The sequence below is a fragment of the Pseudomonas sp. CCI3.1 genome (assembly GCF_034313985.1).
Lineage (GTDB): Bacteria > Pseudomonadota > Gammaproteobacteria > Pseudomonadales > Pseudomonadaceae > Aquipseudomonas > Aquipseudomonas psychrophila.
The window spans coordinates 2,346,867-2,368,626 of sequence record NZ_JAVIWO010000001.1 but is presented as its reverse complement, the minus strand read 5'-3'; the positions used below and the strand labels follow the sequence as shown (position 1 = coordinate 2,368,626).

The following is a 21,760-nucleotide window of genomic DNA, read 5'->3' as shown; positions in this document are numbered from 1 at the left end:
GCATGGTGTCATAAATCGGTATCGACTTCATCGCGGGCAGCTCGCTCGCGCACGACCACCGCAGAGAATGTCAGCCAAGCCCCATGCGCCGCCGTGCACGTTGCACCGAGCCATTGCGCACGGCCCAGCGCAGGACCGGCGCGGTGCTGTTCACTTCAGCGCGCACCAGTTTGCGAACCAGAGGGTGCTGATGCAGCCCCAATTGATCGCTGGCCCAGTCGGGCAGCAAATCAATCCCTGCCTTCATCATCAGCGCGCCAAAGGGTTTGGCCAACAGGCTGGGGGAGGGCGCGTTAAGCAGCAGGCGGATCACCTCGTGACTACGCTCATCACAGCGCAGTTGCGGGCGTACGTCTTGGAGGTAATCGGCGATGTGCTGGCGTGAGCGAGGTACGTTTGTAGCGCCCAGGCGTTCAGCGATCATGGCGATTTCGTCGTAGTAACGATCCTGATCGGCACCGGATAAACGGGGGTTGCGATAGCGCAGATGGGCGGCGAGGAAGTTGCTGACTTCGGCGACATGCACCCACGTCAGCAACTCGGGGTCGCTGGCGGCATAGGGTCGACCATCAAGGCCGGTGCCGGTGACTTGCAGGTGGATGGTACGTACCTTGTCGATCAACCAATTGGCATCGCCGGTGGCGCCGAAAGTGGTACCCGAAATGAACTGCCCGGTGCGGCGTAGCCGACCCAGCATGTCCTGACGAAAATTGGAGTGGTCCCACACCCCGGCCAGGGCCAGTGGATGCAAGGCTTGCAGCATCAAGGCGCTGATACCGCCAATCAGCATGCTGGTGAAATCACCATGTACCTGCCAACTGATGGAGTCCGGGCCGAACAGGCCGGGATCGCCTTTGGGGTTTTCGAGGTCGAGTTGACCGAGTGAAAGGCCGGTCAGGCTCATGATCTGGCGTTCGATGGGGCGGCGGATAAGTTCCATGATGCCTTTCTCGATGATGCCAGCCAGTCTGTGAAGACTGGCTGGCTATCAATCAACCGCGATGACGGCCGCGGAAGTAGTTGATCAGACCTTGGGTCGACGCATCGTCAGCAGGCTCTTCCTGGGTACCGGTCAGGCGGTTGTAGACGCCCTTGCCCAGTTCCTTGCCCAGTTCAACGCCCCATTGGTCGAAGGCGTTGATGCCCCAGATCACGCTCTGCACAAAGACCTTGTGCTCGTACAGCGCAACCAGTGCGCCCAGACGACGCGGGCTGATACGTTCAACCACCAGGGTATTGCTCGGACGATTGCCCGGAATCACCTTGTGCGGTGCAAGTTTTTGCACCTCTTCTTCGGACATGCCTTTGTCGCGCAATTCTGTTTCGGCTTCTTCGCGGGTTTTACCCAGCATCAGCGCCTGGCTTTGCGACAGGCAGTTGGCGTACAGCCACTGATGGTGATCAGCCACCGGGTTAAAGCTGACAATCGGCACGATAAAGTCGGCCGGGATCAGTTGAGTACCTTGATGCAGCAACTGGTGATACGCGTGCTGACCGTTGCAGCCCACGCCGCCCCAGATGACCGGGCCAGTGTCGGTGGACACGGGAGTGCCGTCCTGACGCACGCTCTTGCCGTTGGACTCCATGTCCAGCTGTTGCAAGTGCTTGGTGATGTTACGCAGGTAGTGGTCATACGGCAGGATCGCGTGGCTTTGCGAGCCCCAGAAGTTGCCATACCAAACACCCAGTGCAGCCATCAGAACAGGCATGTTCTGTTCGAACGGCGCAGTTTGGAAGTGCTGGTCCATGCTGTAGGCACCGGACAGCAGCTCCTTGAAGTTGGACATGCCGATTGCCAGCGCGATTGGCAAACCAATGGCTGACCACAGCGAGTAGCGCCCGCCAACCCAATCCCACATCGGGAAGATATTCTCTTCGCGAATGCCGAAGGCAACAGCCGCCGCGTTGTTGCTCGATACGGCGATGAAGTGGCGATGCAGCTCAGCTTCGGAGCCACCCTGAGCCAAGTACCATGCCCGAGCTGCCTGGGCATTTTTCAAGGTTTCGAGGGTGTTGAAGGATTTCGACGAAACGATAAACAGCGTGGTTTCGGCACGCAGCTTGGCGGTCAGTTCATGGAACTCACTGCCGTCAATGTTCGCGAGGTAGTGGCAACGCACGCCTTTTTGGGCGTAGGACAACAGGGCTTCAGAGACCAGCTCGGGACCCAGGAAAGAACCACCAATGCCGATGTTGACGATGTCGGTGATTGGCTTTTCGGTGTAGCCGCGCCACAGGCCGTCGTGAATCCTGCCGACCAGCTCGGTCATCTGGTTCAGGACTTTATGCACCTCGGGCATGATGTTCACGCCGTTCACCGACAGTTTGTCGGCAACCGGGCGACGCAGCGCGGTGTGCAAGGCCGGACGACCTTCAGAGGCGTTGACGATCTCGCCACCAAACAGCGACTTGATCGCGCCTTTGAGATCAACCTCATTGGCGAGATTAACCAGCAGGTCGCGGGTTTCGTTGTTGATCAGGTTTTTCGAGTAGTCCAGAAACAGCCCGCAACTGCTCAGCGTAAATTCTTCAAAGCGTTTTGGGTTGCTGTTAAACGCATCGCGCATGCTGAAATTTTGCATGCCGGCACGGTGGAGTTTCAACGCTTGCCAAGCGGGCAGAGCGGTAACGTCATGAGGAGTGCGGTAGTACGCCATCGCTGCGGATATCCTTTTTGCTTGAACTGCTTTTGGACACTGAAAACACCGACATCTGTTTTTTAGTATTCAGGTGTTCGGGGGTCTGATTCTGCACGTCAGCTAGAAGCAGGGCGATTACAGTAACCTTCGCGCCTACTTCTGTCTTGGCTTTGTCTGACATCGCGAAGTAACTTTTGTCACAGTTACGTCACATTAGATGAAACGTTTCAGTGTTTCTTGTTGGGTGCGGGTCATTCCGCGGTTCCGCACAGGCAGCTCTGTCAGAGTGCGCTGTCGAGGTTTAAGTGCACGTTGTCGATTAAACGGGTGGCGCCCATAAAAGCTGCGACCAGAATCACCAGATCGCGATCAGTGGATTGCGCCGGGAGCAAGGTCTGCGCGTGACGCACTTCCAGGTAGTCGGGACGAAAACCAATCGCTTCGATCTGCGCCAGGTGCTGACTGATCAGCGCCGGGTAATCGCGCTCACCGGCTTCAATGGCGTGGGCCATCTCGCTCAGATGGCGGTACAGCGCTGGTGCCAGGGCTCGCTGTTCTTCGCTCAAGTAGCCATTGCGCGAAGACAGGGCCAGACCGTCTTCGGCGCGTACGGTCGGTTCGCTGATGATCTGGACCGGAAAGTTGAGGTCGTTGACCATTGCGCGAATGACAGCCAACTGTTGGTAGTCTTTTTGCCCAAAGATCACCAGATCAGGCTGAACCATGTTGAACAGTTTACTGACAACAGTGGTCACGCCATCGAAATGCCCCGGACGGCGGCTGCCGCACAGCTCATTGCTCAGCTTGGCGGCGGTAACACGTGTCAGGCCCTCCATGCCGTTGGGGTACATCTCCTCGACGGTCGGGGCGAACAGCAAGTGGCAGCCCGCCTGCAGGAGTCTTTCCTGATCGGCAGCCAGTGTGCGCGGATAGGTGGCGAGATCTTCGTTGGCACCAAATTGCAGCGGGTTCACAAAAATGCTCGCCACCACAAAGTCAGCCTGTTGCGCGGCGGTGGTGACGAGAGCGCCATGACCGCTGTGCAGATTGCCCATGGTCGGAACCAGGGCTATTTGTTTGCCTTCACGACGTGCGCGGGCGATAACGGCGCGCAACTCGCGAACGGTTTTAACTGTGTTCATGCAGAGAACCCGTGTTCGGTAGCAGGAAAACTGACGGCTTTGACTTCTGTTACGTAGGCACTCAGGGCGGACTGGATGTCAGGCTGGCCGGTCATGAAGTTTTTCACGAACTTGGGCACGCGGCCGGTCAGAGAAAGGCCGAGCATGTCGTGCAGAACCAGGACCTGGCCGTCTGTGTCACTGCCTGCACCAATGCCGATCACCGGGATTTTTACCGCGTGGGTGATTTCAGCGGCCAGTTCGCTCGGTACGCATTCAAGCAGCAGCATGGCTGCGCCTGCTTGCTCCAGCGCAATGGCATCAGCACGCATCTGGCGCGCCTGGTTTTCGTTGCGTCCCTGAACTTTGTAACCGCCCAGCACGTTCACTGTCTGCGGGGTCAGGCCCATGTGCGCGCATACAGGGATACCGCGCTCGGTCATGGCGCGGATCGATTCGGCGAGCCACACGGCGCCTTCGACTTTGACCATGTGTGCGCCGGCTTTCATCAGCAGCGCACTGTTGTTCAGGCTTTGTTCCAGGGTCGCATTCGCCATGAAGGCCATGTCCGCGAGAATCAGCGCATCCTGGTTGCCGCGTTTGACGCAGGCCACGTGGTAAGCCATTTCGGAGGTCGTCACAGGCAATGTGCTGTCATGCCCTTGTAGAACCATGCCCAGGGAGTCGCCTACCAATAGCACTTCAACACCGGCCTGATTGCAGGCGTGGGCGAAGGTGGCGTCATAGCACGTCAGCATGGTGATTTTTTCACCCTTCTGCTTAAGGCTTTGCAGGGTGGTCAGGGTAATAGCTGGCATGAAAAGGATCCTCGTCAGGCAGTGTGATAACCACTGCGAGTAACGCGTGTGATTCATCGTTATGAACAGGCACGCCTTTATAGAGGGCGCTTATAAAGCCTGTTTTCACATTGCGCCATCCTGTGGATGGCAGCGGGATGCCTATAGTCGTGACGAGGACACTGGAAGTCAATTCCGGGTGTTACCGCAAAGGTGTTACCCGGGTATTGATTCGATTCAGCTTAAGCGGTGATGCGTTCAAGCCCGATGAATGGGCAGTCGGCCAGCAATTGCGACAGGCTTCGGCCATCGGCCAGTTTTAGCGATGCTGGCGCCAGTTCGGCCAGTGGGTAGAGCACAAAAGGCCGGGCGTGCATGTGGTAGTGCGGGACTTGGAGGCGAGGTTCGTCGATCAGGCGATCGCCAAACAGCAAAATGTCGAGATCCAGCGTGCGAGGGCCCCAGCGTTCGTGGCGTTCGCGACCTTGATCAAGCTCAATGGCTTGCAGCGCATCGAGCAGATCCAGGGGTGGCAGCGTACTGTCAATGGCGGCCACGGCGTTGGTGTAACGCGGCTGACCGGGCAGCAATGAATCGCTTTGGTAAAACCCTGAAACCCCAACGAATCGGGAGTCAGGTAATTGCGCCAGTGCCTGGACGGCACTGCGCAATTGATCTTCAGGGTCAGCCAGGTTGCTGCCCATTCCAATGTAGACACGCTCCATCGCTTACTCGTCCGCTGCGGCGCTACGTTTGCGCTTGGCACCGCTGGTGCGGCGACGTTTACGCGGTGCAGGGCCGGTGCCGTCATCCTTGGCGTTGCTCAGGTCGCGAATCATGTCGCGGCGACCGCTGTCATTGGCGTCCTGATAGTCGGTCCACCACTCGCCCAGCCCATTGGTCTGCTCGCCTGCGCTTTCACGCAACAGCAAGAAGTCATAGCCGGCACGGAAGCGCGGGTTGTCGAGCAACATGTCGGCGCGTTTGCCGCTGCGACGTGGCAGGCGCTCCTGCATGTCCCAGATCTCGCGGATCGGCATGGTGAAACGCTTGGGAATGGCAATGCGCTGGCACTGTTCGGCGATCAGTTCGTGCGCGGCTTCCTGCATCGCAGGAATGGGCGGCATGCCTTGATCTTGCAGACGCAATACACGGGCCGGCAGGGCAGGCCAGAGCAAGGCAGCAAACAGGAAGGCCGGGGTTACCGGTTTGCCCTGTTTGATCCGCAGATCGGTGTTGCGCAAGGCTTCGCTGATCAGGGTGTGGGTGTACGTCGGATTGTGTTCCAGTGCTTCGGCGCTGGCCGGGAACAGAGGATCGAACAATTGCAGGTCAACCAGCATTTCGAAGGTGTCTGAAGCGTTACCCGAGAGGAACAGCTTGAGGACTTCTTCGAACAACCGAGCAGACGGAATTTCACGCAGCATTGGCGCCAGTTCGCGAATCGGCTCGGCGGTGTGTTTTTCGATGCCAAAGTTGAGTTTGGCCGCAAAACGCACTGCGCGCAGCATGCGTACCGGGTCTTCCTGATAGCGCTGTTGCGGATCGCCAATCAGGCGCAGCAAGCGGTTGCGAATATCGTGTACGCCATTGGCGTAATCGAGGATGCGCTCGCTGACCGGGTCGTAGTACAGGGCATTGATCGTGAAGTCACGACGCTGGGCGTCTTCTTCAAGTGTGCCGTAAACGTTGTCGCGCAAGATGCGCCCGCTTTCGTTGCGTGAGGACTGGTTGCTGTCTTCCTCTTCGTCGTTTTGCGGGTGATTGGCACGGAAGGTGGCGACTTCAATGATTTCGCGACCAAAGTGGATGTGCACCAACTTGAAACGTCGGCCGATGATTCGCGCATTGCGAAACTCGGCGCGCACTTGTTCAGGCGTGGCGCTTGTGGCGACGTCAAAGTCTTTTGGCGTGATGTTGAGCAGCATGTCGCGTACGCAACCGCCTACCAGATAGGCCTGGTAACCGGCGTTCTGCAGGCGCTCGACAATGTTGACCGCGTAGCGGCTGAACTGGGCACGTTGCAGCGAATGTTGGCTGCTGTTGAGCACTTCAGGGGTGCTGCGCAGTTGTTGCGTACGACGCTTGGGAGAACGGAATGACTGGAACAGCTTCTTCAGCATGGGATGCACTGTTTGAAGGAATGTTCGGCCAAAACGAAGAATGACCGCATGATGGGCGGGGATTCTAGCATTTAGTCAGGGGATGGTGTAGGACGCTGAGTCGCTCTTGTGAGCGAAGCTGCAGGCAATAGGCAAAAAAAGCTGCAAGAGTGGTGAGGTAGAGCCGTGGGAGTTTTTTCTGAATCGCAGGAACCACAAGGGGAGCCGAAGCTCCCCCAGAATTAGTTGCATGCTCTATTTTTATTATTGATTGCGGGCTTTTTGTTTTTGTTAATCGCCCTGGTTACAGAGGTCTTGCCTGAGTAACCCTCCCAATCGGGAGATAAGAGCAAACGGATTGCTTTGGTCGCTGTGTTGATGTGATCAATGATCCAACTAGTTCAGGCTCTGCTTTAAGTGCAGTTTTTGTTGTTCTCTGCCTAGTCGTGGGACAAGCCCCATTTACAACGCCTCTCCAAAACAATCAGTTAGCTGCGCCTCCGCCGTGTTGTTCTTGTTATGCGTGAGCCGATACGTCTTATTTTTATTGTGTGTTGCTGTGATTCTTATTGTTCTTGTACGGATACATATAGCAGGGGTCGTGCCAACTTTTACGAGGGCCAGCAAAATAAGGCGTTTTCGGGGTTTTTACTTTTTTCAAGGCAAAAAAAAGCCGGGTCATCGTTACCGTAAGACCCGGCTTTTGTTACGTGATTTAACTGAGGTAACAGTTTTTTCACATTTGCTTGGCTGTGTTACCTAGCCTTCGCTTGGCACACCGGTTTTGCGTCGAGGAATGCCCAGGCGCTGGCGCCGTTCCCACAAGCACTTGCGGCTGACCCCCAGTTTGCGGGCCAGTTCGGTCTCGGTCATGTGGTCCTGGTGCTCAAGCACGAAGTGCTGGAAGTAATCTTCCAGTGACAGATCCTCGGTCGGATCAAGGCTGGTGTTACCGTTGACGATGCTCTGCTGTGGGGCCAGGCCAATAAAATCATCGTCTTGCAGGTCGCTCAGCTCAATATCGATGCCCAGGAGCTCAGCCGAGATTTCAGGGCTTTCACACAGGATCACCGCTCGCTCCACCGCGTTTTCCAGTTCGCGAACGTTACCCGGCCAGGAGTAATGACTGATTGCCCGTTCAGCATCGGGGGCGAACGTCAGGTCAGTACGGCCTACGCGGGCGCTTTGGCGAGCGAGGAACGCGTGGGCAATTTCGTTAACGTCGGCGCCACGTTCGCGCAAAGCAGGCAGTTTTAACGCGATGACGTGCAGTCGGTAGTACAAGTCTTCGCGGAACTGACCTACTTTGGCCAGGCTTTTCAGGTCACGGTGAGTCGCGGCAATCAGGCGCACATCAACCTTTTGCGACTGCACAGAACCTACGCGGCGAATCTCGCCTTCTTGCAGTACGCGAAGCAGGCGGGCTTGTGCCTCAAGTGGCAGTTCGCCGATTTCATCGAGGAACAGCGTACCGCCGTCGGCGGCTTCAACCAGGCCGGCACGGCCAGCGCTGGCGCCGGTAAACGCCCCTTTTTCGTGACCAAACAGCTCGGACTCGATCAGCGATTCGGGAATAGCTGCGCAGTTCACCGAAATCATCGGTGCCTTGGCACGCCTGGAGAGGTTGTGCAGGGCGCGCGCGACCAGCTCTTTACCCGTCCCGGATTCACCCTGAATCAATACATTGGAGTCGGTTGGCGCGACTTTTCGGATCTTGCTGTACATGTCCAGCATCGGTGGGCACGAACCAATGATGCCGATTTCCCCGTTGCTGTTATCCACAGCATTTTTGTCGGCGATACCCGGTTTGGCAGGGCGCTCTGCAGGCACACTCTGGAGGTTTTGCCGATCACGCAGAATGCGCGCCACCGCTTGGAGCATTTCGTCGTGATCAAAGGGCTTGGCGATGTAGTCGACAGCGCCCATTTTCATCGAGTCAACGGCCGAGCGCAGACTGGCATAGCTGGTCATGATCAGCACCGGCTTGCCTTGACCGAGCTTGATCAGCTCGGTACCCGGAGCGCCTGGCAGGCGCAGATCGCTGACAATCAAGTCGAACGAGGGGATGCTGAAACGCTCCTGTGCTTCTTGCACCGAGCCAGCCTCGCTGACTTGGTACTGGTTACGCTCCAGTAAACGGCGTAACGCGGAGCGGATGATGGTTTCATCTTCGACGATCAAAATATGCGGCATTGATTCGGTTCTCTCGACGGTCTCAGTTCACAGCGGACGTCGCTTCGACATGACGCGGTAGTGTCACCCGGATACGGGTTCCGCGTTGGCTGTGAATGTCAGCCGGGCTGTCGATGGTGATTTGTCCATAATGCTCTTCAACGATGGAATAGACCAGTGCAAGGCCCAGACCGGTGCCTTCCCCAGGGTCCTTGGTGGTGAAAAACGGTTCGAACAATCGGTCCATGATGTTCTTCGGAATACCTGTACCTTCGTCTTCCACAATGAGGTCGACAGTGTGCTCGCTGGCTTCGCTCTTGACCCTCACTGCACTCCCGGCAGGCGAGGCGTCGCGGGCGTTCGAGAGCAGGTTGATCAATACCTGGGCGAGTCGCTGCGGGTCACCTTCAACCCAATGATCCGGGTCGCAGAGATTATAGAACTGCACCTCGAAATTGCGCCGGTTCAGGGCCAGCAGACCAATGGCATCCTGGGCCACTTCGGCCAGACAGACGGGTTCTTCATTGTGCTGGTGGCTGCCGGCATGGGCGAAGCTCATCAGGGACTGGACGATGCGCGAGATACGTTTGGTCTGTTCAAGAATCTGGCTGCTGATTTCCGTCAGCTCACTGTCGTCCTCACGTTCTTCGCGAAGGTTTTGCGCAAGGCAGGCAATGCCGGTCACCGGGTTGCCGATTTCGTGAGCGACACCCGCAGCCAGGCGTCCGATGCTGGCCAGCCGCTCGGAATGCACCAGCTTGTCTTCGAGCATCTGGGTTTCTGTCAGATCCTCGACAAGCAGCACCAGGCCGCTGTTGCCAGGGGCCAGGGGCTCATCGATCGCGGCTTTGTGCAGGTTGAGCCAGCGAGTCTGGCCATCCAGGGCCAAATGCTGCTTGTGCAAGTGCTCGTCAGGCAGGTCGATAAAGCCCTGCAGCAGTTCTCGCCACGGATCTCCCAGAGTGCTCAGGCGCGAACCCACCACACGCTGGGCCGGGATGCCGGTCAACTCCTCCATGGCTTTGTTCCACATCAGGATCTCTTGATCCTTGGCCAGCGAGCACACGCCCATGGGCAGCTCTTGCAAGGTTTGACGGTGATAACGGCGCAAGGCGTCGAGTTCGGCTGCCAGACCTGTCAGGCGTGAGTGGTAGTCCTCAAGCCGGCTTTCGATGAAATGAATGTCTTCAGTGACGTAGTTTTCACCGCCGGACTTGTAGGGCAAAAAGGTTTCGACCATGTCTTGGGCGACGCTGGGGCCCATCAAGCCTGAAAGGTTGGCCTCGATGCGGTCGCGCAGGCGGCGCAAGGCATAAGGGCGGCGTTCATCGAAGGGCAAAAACAGGTCGCGCAGCGCTTGTTCGACTTCTTTCTGTGCGGCCTTGGCGCCCAAAGGTTTGGCCAGCTGGGTGGCGAACTCTTGCGGTGAGGCGGCGTGCAGCTCACGTCGTTGTGGACGACGCACGTTGTCGACAGCGCACGCTTCGGCAGCGCTGGCCTCTTCGGGGCTGGCGTTGGTGAACAGCGAAATCAGGGTAAACATCAGCACGTTGGCTGCCAGTGAGGCGATGGCTGCCATGTGCCAGCTGGTATCGTCCAGCACGTAAATCATGTTCAGCCACGGGATGTAGAACCCCTGGAAGTTGCCGATCAGCGGGAACAGCATGCTCGCCATCCACACCAGAATCCCTGCCAGCAACCCGGCAATGAAGCCACGTCGGTTGGCGGTCGGCCAATACAGTACGGAGAGCACGCCCGGCAGGAACTGCAAGGTAGCGACAAATGCCACGATCCCGAGGTTGGCCAGGTCCTGTTCGGCGCCCAGCAGCAGGTAAAAACCATAGCCAGCCATGATGATGGCAACGATCAGTGCCCGGCGGGTCCACTTCAGCCAGCGGTAGATGTTGCCCTCGGCAGGTGGCTGATAAAGCGGCAACACAAGGTGGTTAAGGGCCATGCCGGACAGCGCCAGGGTGGTGACGATAATCAGCCCGCTAGAAGCCGATAACCCGCCAACATAGGCCAGTAGTGCAAGTGGTTTGCTGTTTGCGGCTATACCGATACCTAGGGTGAAGTACTCGGGATTGGTGGTGGCGCCCAGCTTGAGGCCAGCCCACAAAATCAGCGGCACGGCGAGGCTCATCAGCAGCAGAAACAGCGGCAGGCCCCAGCTGGCGCTGACCAGCCCGCGAGGGTTGAGGTTCTCAGTGAAGGTCATGTGATACATGTGCGGCATCACGATGGCCGATGCGAAAAACACCAGCAGCAGGGTTCGCCACGGTCCTTCTTGCAAAGGGGTGTGCAGAGCGGCGAGGGCGGTCTGGTTTTGCAGTAGCCAGACTTCGAGTTGTTGCGGACCGTCGAACACACCATAGAGCGCGTAGAGCCCTACGCCGCCAATGGCGATCAGTTTGATGACCGACTCAAAGGCGATGGCGAACACCAGGCCTTCGTGTTTTTCACGGGTGGCGATATGTCGTGAGCCAAAGAAGATCGTAAACAGGGTAATCAGCGCACAAAAGCTCAGGGCGACGCGGTGTTGTACGGGTTCGCGTGTGAGGATGCTGATGGAGTCGGCCACCGCCTGGATCTGCAGGGCGAGCAGCGGTAGCACACCAATGAGCATGAAGATCGTGGTCAGCGCCCCGGCCCATGTGCTGCGAAAGCGGAACGCGAACAAATCAGCCAGGGATGAAAGCTGATACGTGCGGGTGATTTTCAAAATGGGGTAGAGCAGCACCGGCGCCAGCAAGAAAGCCCCGGAAACCCCCAGGTAGCTGGATAAAAAGCCGTAGCCGTATTCGTAGGCCAGGCCCACGGTGCCGTAAAACGCCCAGGCACTGGCATAAACGCCCAGCGACAGGGTGTAGGTCAGCGGGTGGCGAATGATTGCGCGCGGGATCATGCCGCGTTCACTGATCCAGGCTACGCTAAACAGCACCCCCAGGTAGGCGGCGCTGATCAGGATCATCTGGGTCAGGCTAAAGCTCATCGGCATCTTTTTGGCTCTGAAGAATAAAGGTCACAACGATCAGAATCAGCCAGAGCAGATAGGGCCTGTACCAGGCGCCTGTCGCATCGATCCACCAATCCATGATGGCGGGAGAAAACAGGTAGATCCCGACAACCAGCAACAGGACCAATCGATAGATATACATCCCGCCCTCACTTTTACAGGCCGCATGCCCAAAAACGTGCGGCGATGGTAACGGATGGCTGGCAACCTGCAAGGGCTGTCAGCGTAATTGCGCCTCGGCGAGGGTAAGTGTGCGTGGGATATTGGCTGCGCTCCAGTGAGCGATGCCCCAATCCAGAATTTCACGCGGGGTGGCGTCGTTCAAGCATTCGTCAGGCGTCTGACCCAAAGCGCGCAAGGCGCGAAGCAGCAAGGGTGTTGCCTGCTCCGGTGTCAGGGGGGGCGAACGGTACGATTTGCCAAGCTTGTGGCCGTCGGGTTGCACGATCAGCGGCACGTGCAGGTAGCGTGGCTGTGATAAGCCCAGCAGCTCTTGCAGGTAGAGCTGGCGCGGTGTGGAGTCCAGTAAGTCGGCGCCGCGCACGATATCGGTCACACCCTGGGCCGCATCATCGAGTACAACGGCCAATTGATAGGCGTACAGCCCGTCACGGCGGCGAATCACAAAATCACCCACCTCTCGGCCAAGGTGTTGGCCGAATGGTCCCTGTACCCGGTCTTCGAAGCGGTATTCAAGTTCTGGCACGCGTACGCGTATCGCGGCGTTTTCCATCGAGTGGCCCGCATTGCGGCACAACCCCGGGTAAATGCCGTTGTAGCCTTCAAGCTGTTTGCGCGAGCAGGTGCACGCGTAAGCCAAACCCATGCTGAACAGCCGGTTTAATACGTCAGCATAGGCTTCGAGGCGATCGCTTTGGCGAACCAGTTCGCCGTCCCATTCAAAGCCGTAGCGTTCAAGAGCATCCAGAATGGCAGCTTGGGCGCCGGGCATTTCGCGGGGGGGGTCGAGGTCTTCCATGCGCAACAGCCAGCGGCCACTGACAGAGCGGGCGTCGAGGTAAGAAGCAAGGGCTGCGACCAGCGAGCCAAAGTGCAGGTGGCCACTGGGCGTTGGGGCGAAGCGCCCGATGTAGGAGGAAGTTGAAGTGAGTGCTGTCATTACATAAATCCCGTAGCAGTTGCCGTAGGCTGCGTCCGATTGCGAAGCGATCGTATGCCCTGAGTGCCGGGTCTGACGGATACACCGCAGTGACTGATTTTTACGACGGCTTTGCCGCCGGACGCAGCCTTTGGCAGCTGCTACGGAGCGCAAAACGCAGAAACAAAAATGGGGCGTTTGCACGCCCCATTCAGTCAAGCCAGCGATTACTTGCCGACTTGTTTTTCCTTGATTTCAGCCAAGGTCTTGCAGTCTACGCACATGTCGGCAGTAGGACGGGCCTCGAGTCGACGGATACCGATCTCGACACCGCAGGATTCGCACCAGCCGTACTCCTCGTCTTCGATCAGTTGAAGGGTCTTGTCGATTTTCTTGATCAGCTTGCGCTCGCGATCACGGGCGCGCAGTTCCAGGCTGAACTCTTCTTCCTGGCTCGCGCGGTCGGATGGGTCAGGAAAGTTTGCCGCTTCGTCTTTCATATGATCAACGGTGCGGTCAACTTCCTGCATCAAGTCCTGTTTCCACTTTTGCAGAATCTTGGTGAAGTGCTTGCGCATGGGCTCGCCCATGTACTCTTCGCCCTTCTTTTCAACGTAGGGTTCGAAACCGCTAAGTTGACTATTCTGTTGCTTGGTTTGTGTGGGCATGAAATGGACCGCCTCTCATTCTTCTAATCCATTGCGCAGGATTGCAACATCACCGACACCTGCCGGCCCTGCGGCTGCAAGCGGGCGAACTTACCAGATCAAATCGGGCTGCGCTACTCCCGCATGTCTAGCCCGTTGTCAGTGGTTGTGTACAGAGCCTGTGGTGCTTGAGATTAGTACCTGAATATTAATTTTAGTCGAGCTATGACTGTGGCGTGGGTTGATTGGTTCTATCGAGCGGACGGCTAAGATAGTAATTAGCTCTCCCTTGCGGTACTGCTTGGGTAGAATCAGGCTTTTGCTTACCCAGGAAGGCAGGCTCATGGCTCAGTCTTACAGTGCGCGCAGCCGCGCAATCGAACCGTTCCACGTGATGGCGTTGTTGGCGCGTGCCAACGAGCTGCAGGCTGCGGGTCACGATGTGATTCACCTGGAAATCGGGGAGCCGGACTTCACCACGGCTGAGCCGATCATCGCCGCAGGTCAAGCGGCCCTGGCCGCCGGGAAAACCCGTTACACCGCGGCCCGTGGCCTGCCGGAGTTGCGCGAGGCAATCTCCGGGTTTTATCAGCAGCGTTATGGCCTGAATATCGATCCTTCGCGGATTCTTGTCACGCCAGGTGGGTCTGGCGCCTTGTTGCTGGCCTCCAGCCTACTGGTCGATCCGGGTAAACATTGGCTACTTGCAGACCCGGGCTACCCCTGTAATCGACATTTTCTGCGTTTGGTAGAGGGCGCCGCACAGCTGGTGCCGGTCGGCCCGGATGTGCGCTACCAGTTAACGGCCGATCTGGTCGAGCGCTATTGGAATCAGGACAGTGTGGGGGCGTTGGTGGCATCCCCGGCCAACCCTACCGGTACGATTTTGAGTCGTGATGAACTGGCAGCCCTGTCTACGGCAATCAAGGCCCGAAACGGGCATTTGGTGGTGGATGAGATTTACCATGGCCTGACCTACGGCTGTGATGCAGCCAGTGTGCTGGAAGTCGATGACAGTGCGTTTGTGCTCAATAGCTTTTCCAAGTATTTCGGTATGACCGGGTGGCGTTTGGGCTGGCTGGTGGCGCCACCTGAAGCTGTAGCTGATCTGGAGAAGCTCGCCCAGAACCTTTATATCAGCGCCCCCAGCATGGCTCAGTACGCCGCATTGGCCTGCTTTGAACCTCAGACACTGGCGATACTGGAAGAGCGTCGGGCCGAGTTCGGGCGTCGCCGTGACTTTCTGTTACCGGCCTTGCGTGAGCTTGGTTTTGGTATTGCAGTAGAGCCAGAGGGTGCGTTTTACCTCTACGCCGATATCAGCGCGTTTGGCGGCGATGCGTTTGCATTCTGTCAGCACTTTCTTGAAACCCAGCACATAGCCTTTACCCCGGGTCTGGATTTTGGGCGCTTCAAGTCCGGGCACCATGTACGGTTTGCCTACACCCAAAGTTTGCCGCGCCTGCAGGAGGCCGTTGAGCGGATCGCTCGTGGCCTCAAGAGCTGGAAAGGCTGATGCGTTTCTCACCCGAGCTAGAAGAAGGGCGGTTGATCAAGCGCTACAAGCGTTTCCTGGCGGATATCGAAACCGTCACCGGTGAGTTGATGACCATCCACTGCCCGAATACGGGGTCCATGTTCAACTGCATGGTTGAAGGTGGTCAGGTCTGGTTCAGCCGTTCCAACGACCCCAAGCGCAAGTTGCCGGGCACTTGGGAAATCAGTCAAACCCCGCAAGGCAGGCTGGCGTGTGTGAACACCGGGCGTGCCAATCACTTGATCGAAGAGGCGTTACTGGCGGGGGTGATTACCGAGCTGGATGGCTTCACCGCACTCAAGCGTGAAGTGCCTTATGGCCAGGAAAAAAGCCGGATTGATTTTCGCCTGGAGTACCCGCAGGGCTTTGCCTTCGTAGAGGTCAAGAGTGTCACCCTGGGTTTTGATGACTCGCGTGTCGCTGCATTTCCGGATGCTGTTACGCAGCGTGGTGCCAAGCATCTGCGTGAACTGGCCACTCTCGCGCGCGAGGGGGTGCGTGCTGTTCAGCTGTATTGCGTCAACCTTACCGGCATTGATGCAGTGCGCCCGGCGCAAGAGATCGACCCGGGTTACGCAGCAGCGTTGCGCGAGGCGGTCGCTGCCGGAGTGCAAGTACTTGCGTATGGAGTCAGCCTGACGCCTGACGCCGTGGTAGTTGATCGCCGATTAGACGTCATCCTCTGATATTTGTGGCGTAATCCAGATGCCTTGGCTGTCTTCGCGGCAGTCAAGAGCTGTCAGAAACTGCCCGGCGCAAGGCCCGGCAACGCATTCTCCACTTTCGATCAGGAACAGCGCCGAGTGAGTCGCGCACTGGATCAGGCTGGCGCTTGAATCGAGAAATTGATCCGGTTGCCATTCCAGTGTTACCCCGCGATGGGGGCAGCGGTTTTTGTAGGCATACACCTGACCTTCACGACGAATGACGAGCAGGTTCAGCTCATCCAGCTCGAAGCCACGGCTGGTACCTTCGCTTAGTGCCTGCGAGGGGCATAAAAACTTCATGGCAATCCTTAATAGCAGCCAAACGGCTGTGTTGTTGAAGCGTTCCAGAGCGGGTTAAGAGGTTGACGTGCAAATGCAAACAATTATCAAATGGCGGCTTGCTCTGCGATGTGCTGTTTTCACGGCGTGACAATACCTTTGTCCCGTTGAGCCCTCTTTTTCAAGGAATGCCCCCGTATGCGCCTGAGTACCCGCCTGATTTCGCTCTGTGCAGGCCTTATGATCAGTCATGTCAGCCTGGCTGGCGAGTTGCCACAACGCTGGGTTAGCGCCGGCGGAGCACTTTCAGAGTGGGTCAGCGCGTTGGGCGCGGAGTCTAAATTGGTTGGGGTCGATACCACCAGCCAACATCCTGCATCACTTAAGTCCCTGCCCAGTATTGGTTATCAGCGCCAGCTCTCGGCAGAAGGGATCCTGAGCTTGAAACCGGACATCTTGGTCGGCACTGACGAGATGGGCCCGCCACCTGTTTTGGCGCAGATTCGCGGTGCTGGTGTCCCGGTCGAGATGTTTTCGGCCCAGGCCGATCTAGCAAGTCTTGAAGCGACCCTGAAGCATTTGGGCCGTTTGTTGGGTAACGAGCCTCAAGCGGCGCAACTGTTCACAGACTATCAGCAGCAACTTGTGCAGCATCAGCAGCAGGTCAAGACGGTACAAGCCGGACACAAGGCGCCAGGGGTACTTTTGTTGTTGGGGCACGCGGGCGGTAAACCGTTGATAGCCGGCAAGGACACGGCTGCAGATTGGCTACTGACTCAAGCCGGCGGGCAGAACCTTGCTACCCACACCGGCTATAAGCCGTTTTCAGTGGAGGCCCTGGCGGGGCTCAATCCTGAGGTCTTGGTGTTTGCCGATCGCAGTTTGACCGGTGAGGCGGCACGCAAGGCGCTGCTCAAGGAAAACCCGGTATTGGCGTCTATTCGCGCCGCTAAAAATGGCCGTGTGTACGAGCTGGACCCTACGTTGTTGGTGGGTGGGCTGGGGCCAAGGTTACCGGCCAGCTTGAAGCAACTGACCGCTGAGTTTTATCCCGCGGCTGCAGCGAACCCATGAAGACGCTGGTTAAACCCCGGTCATTGTTTATAGGCTTGAGTGCCCTGTGCCTGTTGGCGACCTGGCTATCGCTGGCGCTGGGACCTGTGAGCTTGCCGTTGTTTGACACCCTGCGCGCGGCACTGAGGTTGCTGGGCATACCGATACCGGGCGAAGGGCTGGAACAGGCCGAGCTGATCCTGGGGCAGATTCGTTTGCCTCGTACATTGCTGGGGCTGGCGGTGGGCGGTGTGCTGGCGTTGTCGGGCGTGGCCATGCAGGGGTTGTTCCGCAACCCGTTGGCCGACCCCGGGTTGGTCGGTGTGTCCAGCGGCGCAGCCTTGGGTGCGGCGATTGCGATTGTGGGCGGGACTGCCTTTGGCGGGCTGCCAGAGTTTATCGGGCCATATTTGCTGTCGTTGTGTGCGTTCCTTGGAGGGCTGGGCGTAACGGCGCTGGTCTATCGGCTGGGGCGACGCAACGGTCAGACCAATGTCGCCGTGATGTTGCTCGCTGGCATTGCGCTGACAGCATTGGCCGGCTCGGCAGTCGGACTGTTTACCTATCTGGCTGATGACGCGACATTGCGCACGCTGACCTTCTGGAACCTGGGTAGTCTTAATGGCGCCAGTTACGCACGTTTGTGGCCATTGTTGATTGTTACCGTGGGTGTTGCCTTATGGTTGCCTCGCCGAGCTAATGCGCTCAATGCGCTGTTGCTGGGAGAGTCGGAAGCCAATCATCTGGGGATCGATGTCGAAGGCCTGAAGCGCGAACTGGTGTTTTGTACGGCGCTGGGTGTGGGTGCTGCAGTGGCAGCAGCTGGCATGATCGGTTTTATCGGGCTAGTGGTGCCACATCTGGTACGACTGCTGGCAGGGCCTGATCATCGAGTGCTGTTACCGGCTTCCGTGCTGGCAGGGGCGGCGCTATTGCTGTTTGCCGACCTGATTGCACGACTGGTCCTGGCGCCTGCAGAGCTGCCGATCGGGATTGTTACCGCATTCCTGGGGGCACCGTTTTTCCTCTACTTATTACTGCGAGGTCGTCACTGATGCTGCGTGCGGAAAATCTGCAGATCCGTCGCGATCAGAAAATCGTGCTGGCGGATGTCACCCTCGATGTCCGTCCGGGTGAAGTGTTGGGTGTGCTGGGGCCCAATGGAGCGGGTAAAAGCACACTGCTGGCCGCGTTGTGTGGGGAGTTGACGCCGAGTGAGGGGCAGGTCTGGCTTGGTCAACACGCCCTGGGCCACTGGAAGGGCGCGCAACGGGCACAGCGTCTTGCCGTCTTGCCGCAAACCTCGACCCTGGATTTCGCCTTCCGTGTCGAAGAAGTCGTGGGCATGGGGCGGCTGCCTCATCAGACAGGTCGCGCCCGTGATTCAGAAATCATTCACGCTGCGTTGCAGGCGGCTGATGTTGAGCACTTGGCGGAGCGCAGCTATCTGGCGTTGTCGGGTGGTGAACGGCAGCGGGTGCATCTGGCAAGGGTGCTGGCGCAATTATGGCCAGGACAGCGCGGGCATACCCTGTTGCTTGATGAGCCGACCTCAATGCTCGACCCATTGCATCAACACACGACGCTCAAAGCCATACGGACGTTCGCGGATCGCGGCGCGGCGGTCCTCATCATCCTGCATGACCTGAACCTGGCCGCACGTTATTGCGATCGGTTGTTGCTGCTTGAGGAGGGACGTCCCCGCGCACTGGATTGTCCAAAAGTGGTGCTGCAGCCGGAGGCGTTAAAAGCCGTTTTTGGTCTGGACGTGTTGGTGCAGCCTCACCCTGAGCTGGGTTGTCCGATGGTGATTGCTCGTTGAGCTAGTAACGCAGCCATTTGGCTGGTGTTTTTGGCAGGCAAAAAAAGACCCGGCAAGAGCCGGGTCAAATAACCGTGATTAGCCTGATGAGGAGATTTTCTGAGAGTCCGAACCAAGGGCCTTCCAGAAGATCGACTGGTCTCGCGACCAGATGGCGTAATCATAACAATTCTCATTACGCTGTCAACAACTGTTTTTTACCGTTTATCGTGCGTGTCGGAAATGAATCTCTTCAGGCTTTTTTCAACGCGGCCAGATGATCCACCTGCTGGTTCAGTTCTTCTTTGCGCTGCGCGGGGATATCGTTCCAGTGCACATCCAGCAGGGCCCCTTCAATCGCATAAAGAAGCACTTTAGAAGCCCTGAAGCCCCTGGCCTTCACTGCTCGATATGCATCAACAGCCCCTAGACGTCTCAAGTCCGAGGCGCTGTGAATACCAACAGCGTGAAGCCATTGCGCTGAGGTCTTCCCAAGGTTTTTCAAATGCTGGAGTTCATCATTCATCAGCTCTCCTTGCGACGGCGTGAGCTCAGCGTTTACGGGACATTGTGATTCTACGAAGTGTAGCGCTCAGTAGGAAAAGCGCAGTCCGTTAGTCGGTTTTGGAACAAAGGACTACTGATGTCTGAGGTTTGCTCTGACGTTCAGTGACGGGTGGGGATCAGGGTAGAGCCTTTGTGTTGCGTAAACGGGGCTGGTCCAACTAGGCACGGCTTGCTCGTGGCAAGTGTCGTATTCGTGCTATTTGGTGCGGTATCGCAGGCGAGTACCAAAGTTAACCGACATCAGAATTTCATCCGCTGTCAGCTCAACCGGGAAGTAGGTACCTGAAATTTGTGCGTGGGCTAGGCTGGCACCTTCGATGCACGCAGTACGTAAATCAATGCCGCGCAGGTCCGCTGAGCGAAAATAACCATCGGAGAAATCCACGTCCTGAGCCTGTAACTCGCGTAGATCCAGCCCGCGGAAGTCTCCGCCGCGCAGGTCGATGTGTCCGGATGGCCGCTGTTGATTGAACCCGCGGATATCGTCTTTATGCAGCAGTGCGTAGAGCGCCGACTCAAGCAGCTTTGGATGGCTCATGATGGGGCTCCGGCTTGGCGGGATGCTAGTATTATAGTGCCACTATCGCAGGGCCGTGAAACCATTGCGTTTCACGGCTAGCGCTAATTCCTACAAGCCTGGCAAGCGCTGACGAATATCAGCGATCAGGGTGTCGAGGCTTTTGCTGTTGTGGGTTTCAACACACTTGCTGCGCAGGATTTCATCGGCGCCCAGCGCTTCACGACTGGCTTGCTGTGCCTTGACGACTTCCAGAGTGGCGTCAGAAGGGTCGGTGCCAATGGACTTGCGATGGGCCAGCCAGCCTTCGATTACGGCGTCCGGTGCGGTGCAGTCGAGGATCAGGCAAGGTACGCCGGTGGCTTCTGCCACTTGAGCAGCGGCATCACGCTGCTCACGCTTGAGGTAGGTGGCATCTATCACGACGGGAAAGCCTGCGCGCAGCACGATACCGGCCAGCTCATGCAGCTTTTTGTAGGTGGCAGCGCTGGCATCGGCATTATAAATGCCATCACCTACTGCGTTTTCAGCGGTCTGCTCACCGAACAACTGCTTGCGGATAACGTCTGAGCGAAGGCGAATCGCCCCCAGAGCCTCAACCAGGCGCATGGCTACCGAACTTTTGCCTACAGCCGATACACCGTGGGTAATTGTCAGGAAGCGTGAAGGAATAGTGCTGTAGCTTTCGGCCAGGTTGGCGTAGTTGCGGTACTGACGCAATGTAGCTGCGCGCTGAACAGGGCTGGCTTCTGCAGGCATGCTGAACAAGCTGACTTTGGCGCGAACCAGCGCGCGGTAGGCTTTGTAGAAGTTCAGCAGCTCAAGTCCCTGATAATCGCCAGTCAGTTCCAGGTACTGACTGACAAAGCGTCTTGCCAGAGACTTCAGGCCGCGGTCTTCAAGGTCCATCGCCAGGAAGGCAGTGTCGGCATACACATCGGTAAAACGGAACGGCTCGTTGAATTCGATGCAGTCGAAGATCACGACCTTGCCATCGATCATCGTGGCGTTGCCCAAGTGAATATCACCGTGGCATTCGCGGATAAATCCTTGCGCCTTGCGCTGCTCGAACAGGGGTTTGAGACGAGTAAAGCTGGCCTCTGCCCAGGCCTGGAGCGCGTCCAGTTGGAGCAGGTCAGCTTTATCAGAAAGAAATGGGCGAATTTGCTCGAAGTTCTGACGGACAGGGTCCATCACGGCCTCAGGAGTGCCTTGGTAGTGCTCCAGATCGACGTGGGGGGCTTGAGCATGGAAACGGGCGATTAGCTGAGCCATTTCGTCGATATGGGCGGCATTGAGTTCGCCGTTGGCTTGCAAGGTGCTCAGTAATTGGCTTTGAGGGAACTGACGCATCTTGAGCACATATTCGATAGCCGGGCCTTCGCCGCCCAGTACGGGCGCTTCGACGGTACCGGTGATCGGCAATACGTCGAGGTACAAGCCTTCGGTCAGACGCTGGTTCAGGCGCAGTTCTTCATTGCAGAAGTGTTCGCGCCCGCTGAGCGCCGTGAAGTCCAGGAAGCCAAAATTAACGGGCTTCTTCAGTTTATAGGCATATGGCCCAGTAAGGATGACCCAGGAGATGTGCGTCTCGATAACCTGAAACCCATCGACGTCATGGGGGTAGAGGTCCGGGTTTTGCAGGGCGGAAATCAGGTTCTGGCTCACGGTTGATCCTTCAAGGTCTGGAAAATTCGATGCGCCAT

The 21,760-nt window shown here is 57.5% G+C and carries 19 protein-coding genes and 1 pseudogene; 5 read left to right on the top strand and 15 right to left on the bottom strand.

Going from position 1 to position 21,760, the window contains the following annotated elements; translation table 11 throughout:
* Positions 1 to 70: 70 nt before the first annotated feature.
* The 11 genes from RGV06_RS10920 to dksA form a co-directional block, all read right to left on the bottom strand.
* Entirely contained in the window at positions 71 to 940 is an 870-nt protein-coding gene (locus RGV06_RS10920) for an oxygenase MpaB family protein (protein WP_019825938.1), read from the bottom strand.
* A 52-nt stretch (positions 941 to 992) separates the two neighbouring features.
* The gene (gene pgi, locus RGV06_RS10915) at positions 993 to 2,657 is read right to left on the bottom strand and encodes a glucose-6-phosphate isomerase (protein ID WP_019825940.1); all 1,665 of its coding nucleotides are present in this window, start codon (positions 2,655 to 2,657) and stop codon (positions 993 to 995) included.
* Positions 2,658 to 2,920: 263 nt separating this feature from the next.
* Positions 2,921 to 3,781 carry a pantoate--beta-alanine ligase gene (panC, locus tag RGV06_RS10910; RefSeq protein WP_322149990.1) on the bottom strand — a complete coding sequence of 287 codons (861 nt, stop codon included), beginning with the start codon at positions 3,779 to 3,781 and terminating at the stop codon, positions 2,921 to 2,923.
* The gene (gene panB / locus RGV06_RS10905; protein ID WP_322149989.1) at positions 3,778 to 4,578 is read right to left on the bottom strand and encodes a 3-methyl-2-oxobutanoate hydroxymethyltransferase; all 801 of its coding nucleotides are present in this window, start codon (positions 4,576 to 4,578) and stop codon (positions 3,778 to 3,780) included. Before panB ends, panC begins: the two co-directional genes overlap by 4 nt.
* Before the next feature lie 221 nt (positions 4,579 to 4,799).
* Positions 4,800 to 5,282, bottom strand: a complete 483-nt coding sequence (gene folK / locus RGV06_RS10900; protein ID WP_019825946.1) for a 2-amino-4-hydroxy-6-hydroxymethyldihydropteridine diphosphokinase — start codon at positions 5,280 to 5,282, stop codon at positions 4,800 to 4,802.
* Between the two features lie 3 nt (positions 5,283 to 5,285).
* Positions 5,286 to 6,680 (bottom strand): polynucleotide adenylyltransferase PcnB, encoded by a 1,395-nt coding sequence (locus RGV06_RS10895; protein ID WP_019825948.1) that lies wholly within the window; start codon positions 6,678 to 6,680, stop codon positions 5,286 to 5,288.
* A 738-nt stretch (positions 6,681 to 7,418) separates the two neighbouring features.
* The gene (locus tag RGV06_RS10890; protein WP_019825950.1) at positions 7,419 to 8,852 is read right to left on the bottom strand and encodes a sigma-54-dependent transcriptional regulator; all 1,434 of its coding nucleotides are present in this window, start codon (positions 8,850 to 8,852) and stop codon (positions 7,419 to 7,421) included.
* A 22-nt stretch (positions 8,853 to 8,874) separates the two neighbouring features.
* Entirely contained in the window at positions 8,875 to 11,829 is a 2,955-nt protein-coding gene (locus tag RGV06_RS10885; protein WP_322149987.1) for a sensor histidine kinase, read from the bottom strand.
* Entirely contained in the window at positions 11,813 to 11,989 is a 177-nt protein-coding gene (locus RGV06_RS10880; RefSeq protein ID WP_003176118.1) for a hypothetical protein, read from the bottom strand. The genes RGV06_RS10885 and RGV06_RS10880 overlap by 17 nt, the downstream gene beginning before the upstream one ends.
* A gap of 78 nt (positions 11,990 to 12,067) precedes the next feature.
* Positions 12,068 to 12,967 carry a tRNA glutamyl-Q(34) synthetase GluQRS gene (gluQRS, locus tag RGV06_RS10875; RefSeq protein WP_322149985.1) on the bottom strand — a complete coding sequence of 300 codons (900 nt, stop codon included), beginning with the start codon at positions 12,965 to 12,967 and terminating at the stop codon, positions 12,068 to 12,070.
* A gap of 206 nt (positions 12,968 to 13,173) precedes the next feature.
* On the bottom strand, positions 13,174 to 13,614 hold the full coding sequence (gene dksA / locus RGV06_RS10870) for an RNA polymerase-binding protein DksA (protein WP_019825956.1): 441 nt from the start codon (positions 13,612 to 13,614) through the stop codon (positions 13,174 to 13,176).
* Between the two features lie 322 nt (positions 13,615 to 13,936).
* Here dksA and RGV06_RS10865 point away from each other — a divergent pair, with 322 nt between their 5' ends.
* On the top strand, positions 13,937 to 15,109 hold the full coding sequence (locus tag RGV06_RS10865; protein ID WP_019825958.1) for a pyridoxal phosphate-dependent aminotransferase: 1,173 nt from the start codon (positions 13,937 to 13,939) through the stop codon (positions 15,107 to 15,109).
* Entirely contained in the window at positions 15,109 to 15,816 is a 708-nt protein-coding gene (gene sfsA / locus RGV06_RS10860; RefSeq protein ID WP_019825960.1) for a DNA/RNA nuclease SfsA, read from the top strand. The genes RGV06_RS10865 and sfsA overlap by 1 nt, the downstream gene beginning before the upstream one ends.
* Here sfsA and RGV06_RS10855 read toward each other — a convergent pair.
* The gene (locus tag RGV06_RS10855; protein WP_019825962.1) at positions 15,799 to 16,137 is read right to left on the bottom strand and encodes a Rieske (2Fe-2S) protein; all 339 of its coding nucleotides are present in this window, start codon (positions 16,135 to 16,137) and stop codon (positions 15,799 to 15,801) included. The two genes, sfsA and RGV06_RS10855, sit on opposite strands and share 18 nt — an antisense overlap.
* 177 nt (positions 16,138 to 16,314) lie before the next feature.
* Between RGV06_RS10855 and RGV06_RS10850 the strand changes: the two genes are divergently transcribed.
* The 3 genes and pseudogenes from RGV06_RS10850 to RGV06_RS10840 form a co-directional block, all read left to right on the top strand.
* On the top strand, positions 16,315 to 17,190 hold the full coding sequence (locus RGV06_RS10850) for a heme/hemin ABC transporter substrate-binding protein (protein WP_322149984.1): 876 nt from the start codon (positions 16,315 to 16,317) through the stop codon (positions 17,188 to 17,190).
* A gap of 50 nt (positions 17,191 to 17,240) precedes the next feature.
* Positions 17,241 to 18,224 carry a FecCD family ABC transporter permease gene (locus tag RGV06_RS10845; protein WP_201356199.1) on the top strand — a complete coding sequence of 328 codons (984 nt, stop codon included), beginning with the start codon at positions 17,241 to 17,243 and terminating at the stop codon, positions 18,222 to 18,224.
* A gap of 47 nt (positions 18,225 to 18,271) precedes the next feature.
* Positions 18,272 to 18,991, top strand: a pseudogene (locus RGV06_RS10840) (heme ABC transporter ATP-binding protein); the annotation flags it as partial.
* Positions 18,992 to 19,223: 232 nt separating this feature from the next.
* Here RGV06_RS10840 and RGV06_RS10835 read toward each other — a convergent pair.
* From RGV06_RS10835 to RGV06_RS10825, 3 genes are all read right to left on the bottom strand, one after another.
* The gene (locus RGV06_RS10835) at positions 19,224 to 19,496 is read right to left on the bottom strand and encodes a TfoX/Sxy family protein (RefSeq protein ID WP_019825970.1); all 273 of its coding nucleotides are present in this window, start codon (positions 19,494 to 19,496) and stop codon (positions 19,224 to 19,226) included.
* Positions 19,497 to 19,733: 237 nt separating this feature from the next.
* Entirely contained in the window at positions 19,734 to 20,075 is a 342-nt protein-coding gene (locus RGV06_RS10830; protein WP_019825972.1) for a pentapeptide repeat-containing protein, read from the bottom strand.
* A 90-nt stretch (positions 20,076 to 20,165) separates the two neighbouring features.
* On the bottom strand, positions 20,166 to 21,722 hold the full coding sequence (locus tag RGV06_RS10825) for an AAA family ATPase (RefSeq protein WP_322149982.1): 1,557 nt from the start codon (positions 21,720 to 21,722) through the stop codon (positions 20,166 to 20,168).
* Positions 21,723 to 21,760: the final 38 nt, after the last annotated feature.

Excerpts from the sequence above, each read along its gene's own strand:
- RGV06_RS10920 (WP_019825938.1), bottom strand. The coding sequence starts at position 940 with ATGGAACTTATCCGCCGCCCCATCGAACGCCAGATCATGAGCCTGACC.
- pgi (WP_019825940.1), bottom strand. The coding sequence starts at position 2,657 with ATGGCGTACTACCGCACTCCTCATGACGTTACCGCTCTGCCCGCTTGG.
- panC (WP_322149990.1), bottom strand. The coding sequence starts at position 3,781 with ATGAACACAGTTAAAACCGTTCGCGAGTTGCGCGCCGTTATCGCCCGC.
- panB (WP_322149989.1), bottom strand. The coding sequence starts at position 4,578 with ATGCCAGCTATTACCCTGACCACCCTGCAAAGCCTTAAGCAGAAGGGT.
- folK (WP_019825946.1), bottom strand. The coding sequence starts at position 5,282 with ATGGAGCGTGTCTACATTGGAATGGGCAGCAACCTGGCTGACCCTGAA.
- RGV06_RS10895 (WP_019825948.1), bottom strand. The coding sequence starts at position 6,680 with ATGCTGAAGAAGCTGTTCCAGTCATTCCGTTCTCCCAAGCGTCGTACG.
- RGV06_RS10890 (WP_019825950.1), bottom strand. The coding sequence starts at position 8,852 with ATGCCGCATATTTTGATCGTCGAAGATGAAACCATCATCCGCTCCGCG.
- RGV06_RS10885 (WP_322149987.1), bottom strand. The coding sequence starts at position 11,829 with ATGCCGATGAGCTTTAGCCTGACCCAGATGATCCTGATCAGCGCCGCC.
- RGV06_RS10880 (WP_003176118.1), bottom strand. The coding sequence starts at position 11,989 with ATGTATATCTATCGATTGGTCCTGTTGCTGGTTGTCGGGATCTACCTG.
- gluQRS (WP_322149985.1), bottom strand. The coding sequence starts at position 12,967 with ATGACAGCACTCACTTCAACTTCCTCCTACATCGGGCGCTTCGCCCCA.
- dksA (WP_019825956.1), bottom strand. The coding sequence starts at position 13,614 with ATGCCCACACAAACCAAGCAACAGAATAGTCAACTTAGCGGTTTCGAA.
- RGV06_RS10865 (WP_019825958.1), top strand. The coding sequence starts at position 13,937 with ATGGCTCAGTCTTACAGTGCGCGCAGCCGCGCAATCGAACCGTTCCAC.
- sfsA (WP_019825960.1), top strand. The coding sequence starts at position 15,109 with ATGCGTTTCTCACCCGAGCTAGAAGAAGGGCGGTTGATCAAGCGCTAC.
- RGV06_RS10855 (WP_019825962.1), bottom strand. The coding sequence starts at position 16,137 with ATGAAGTTTTTATGCCCCTCGCAGGCACTAAGCGAAGGTACCAGCCGT.
- RGV06_RS10850 (WP_322149984.1), top strand. The coding sequence starts at position 16,315 with ATGCGCCTGAGTACCCGCCTGATTTCGCTCTGTGCAGGCCTTATGATC.
- RGV06_RS10835 (WP_019825970.1), bottom strand. The coding sequence starts at position 19,496 with ATGAATGATGAACTCCAGCATTTGAAAAACCTTGGGAAGACCTCAGCG.
- RGV06_RS10830 (WP_019825972.1), bottom strand. The coding sequence starts at position 20,075 with ATGAGCCATCCAAAGCTGCTTGAGTCGGCGCTCTACGCACTGCTGCAT.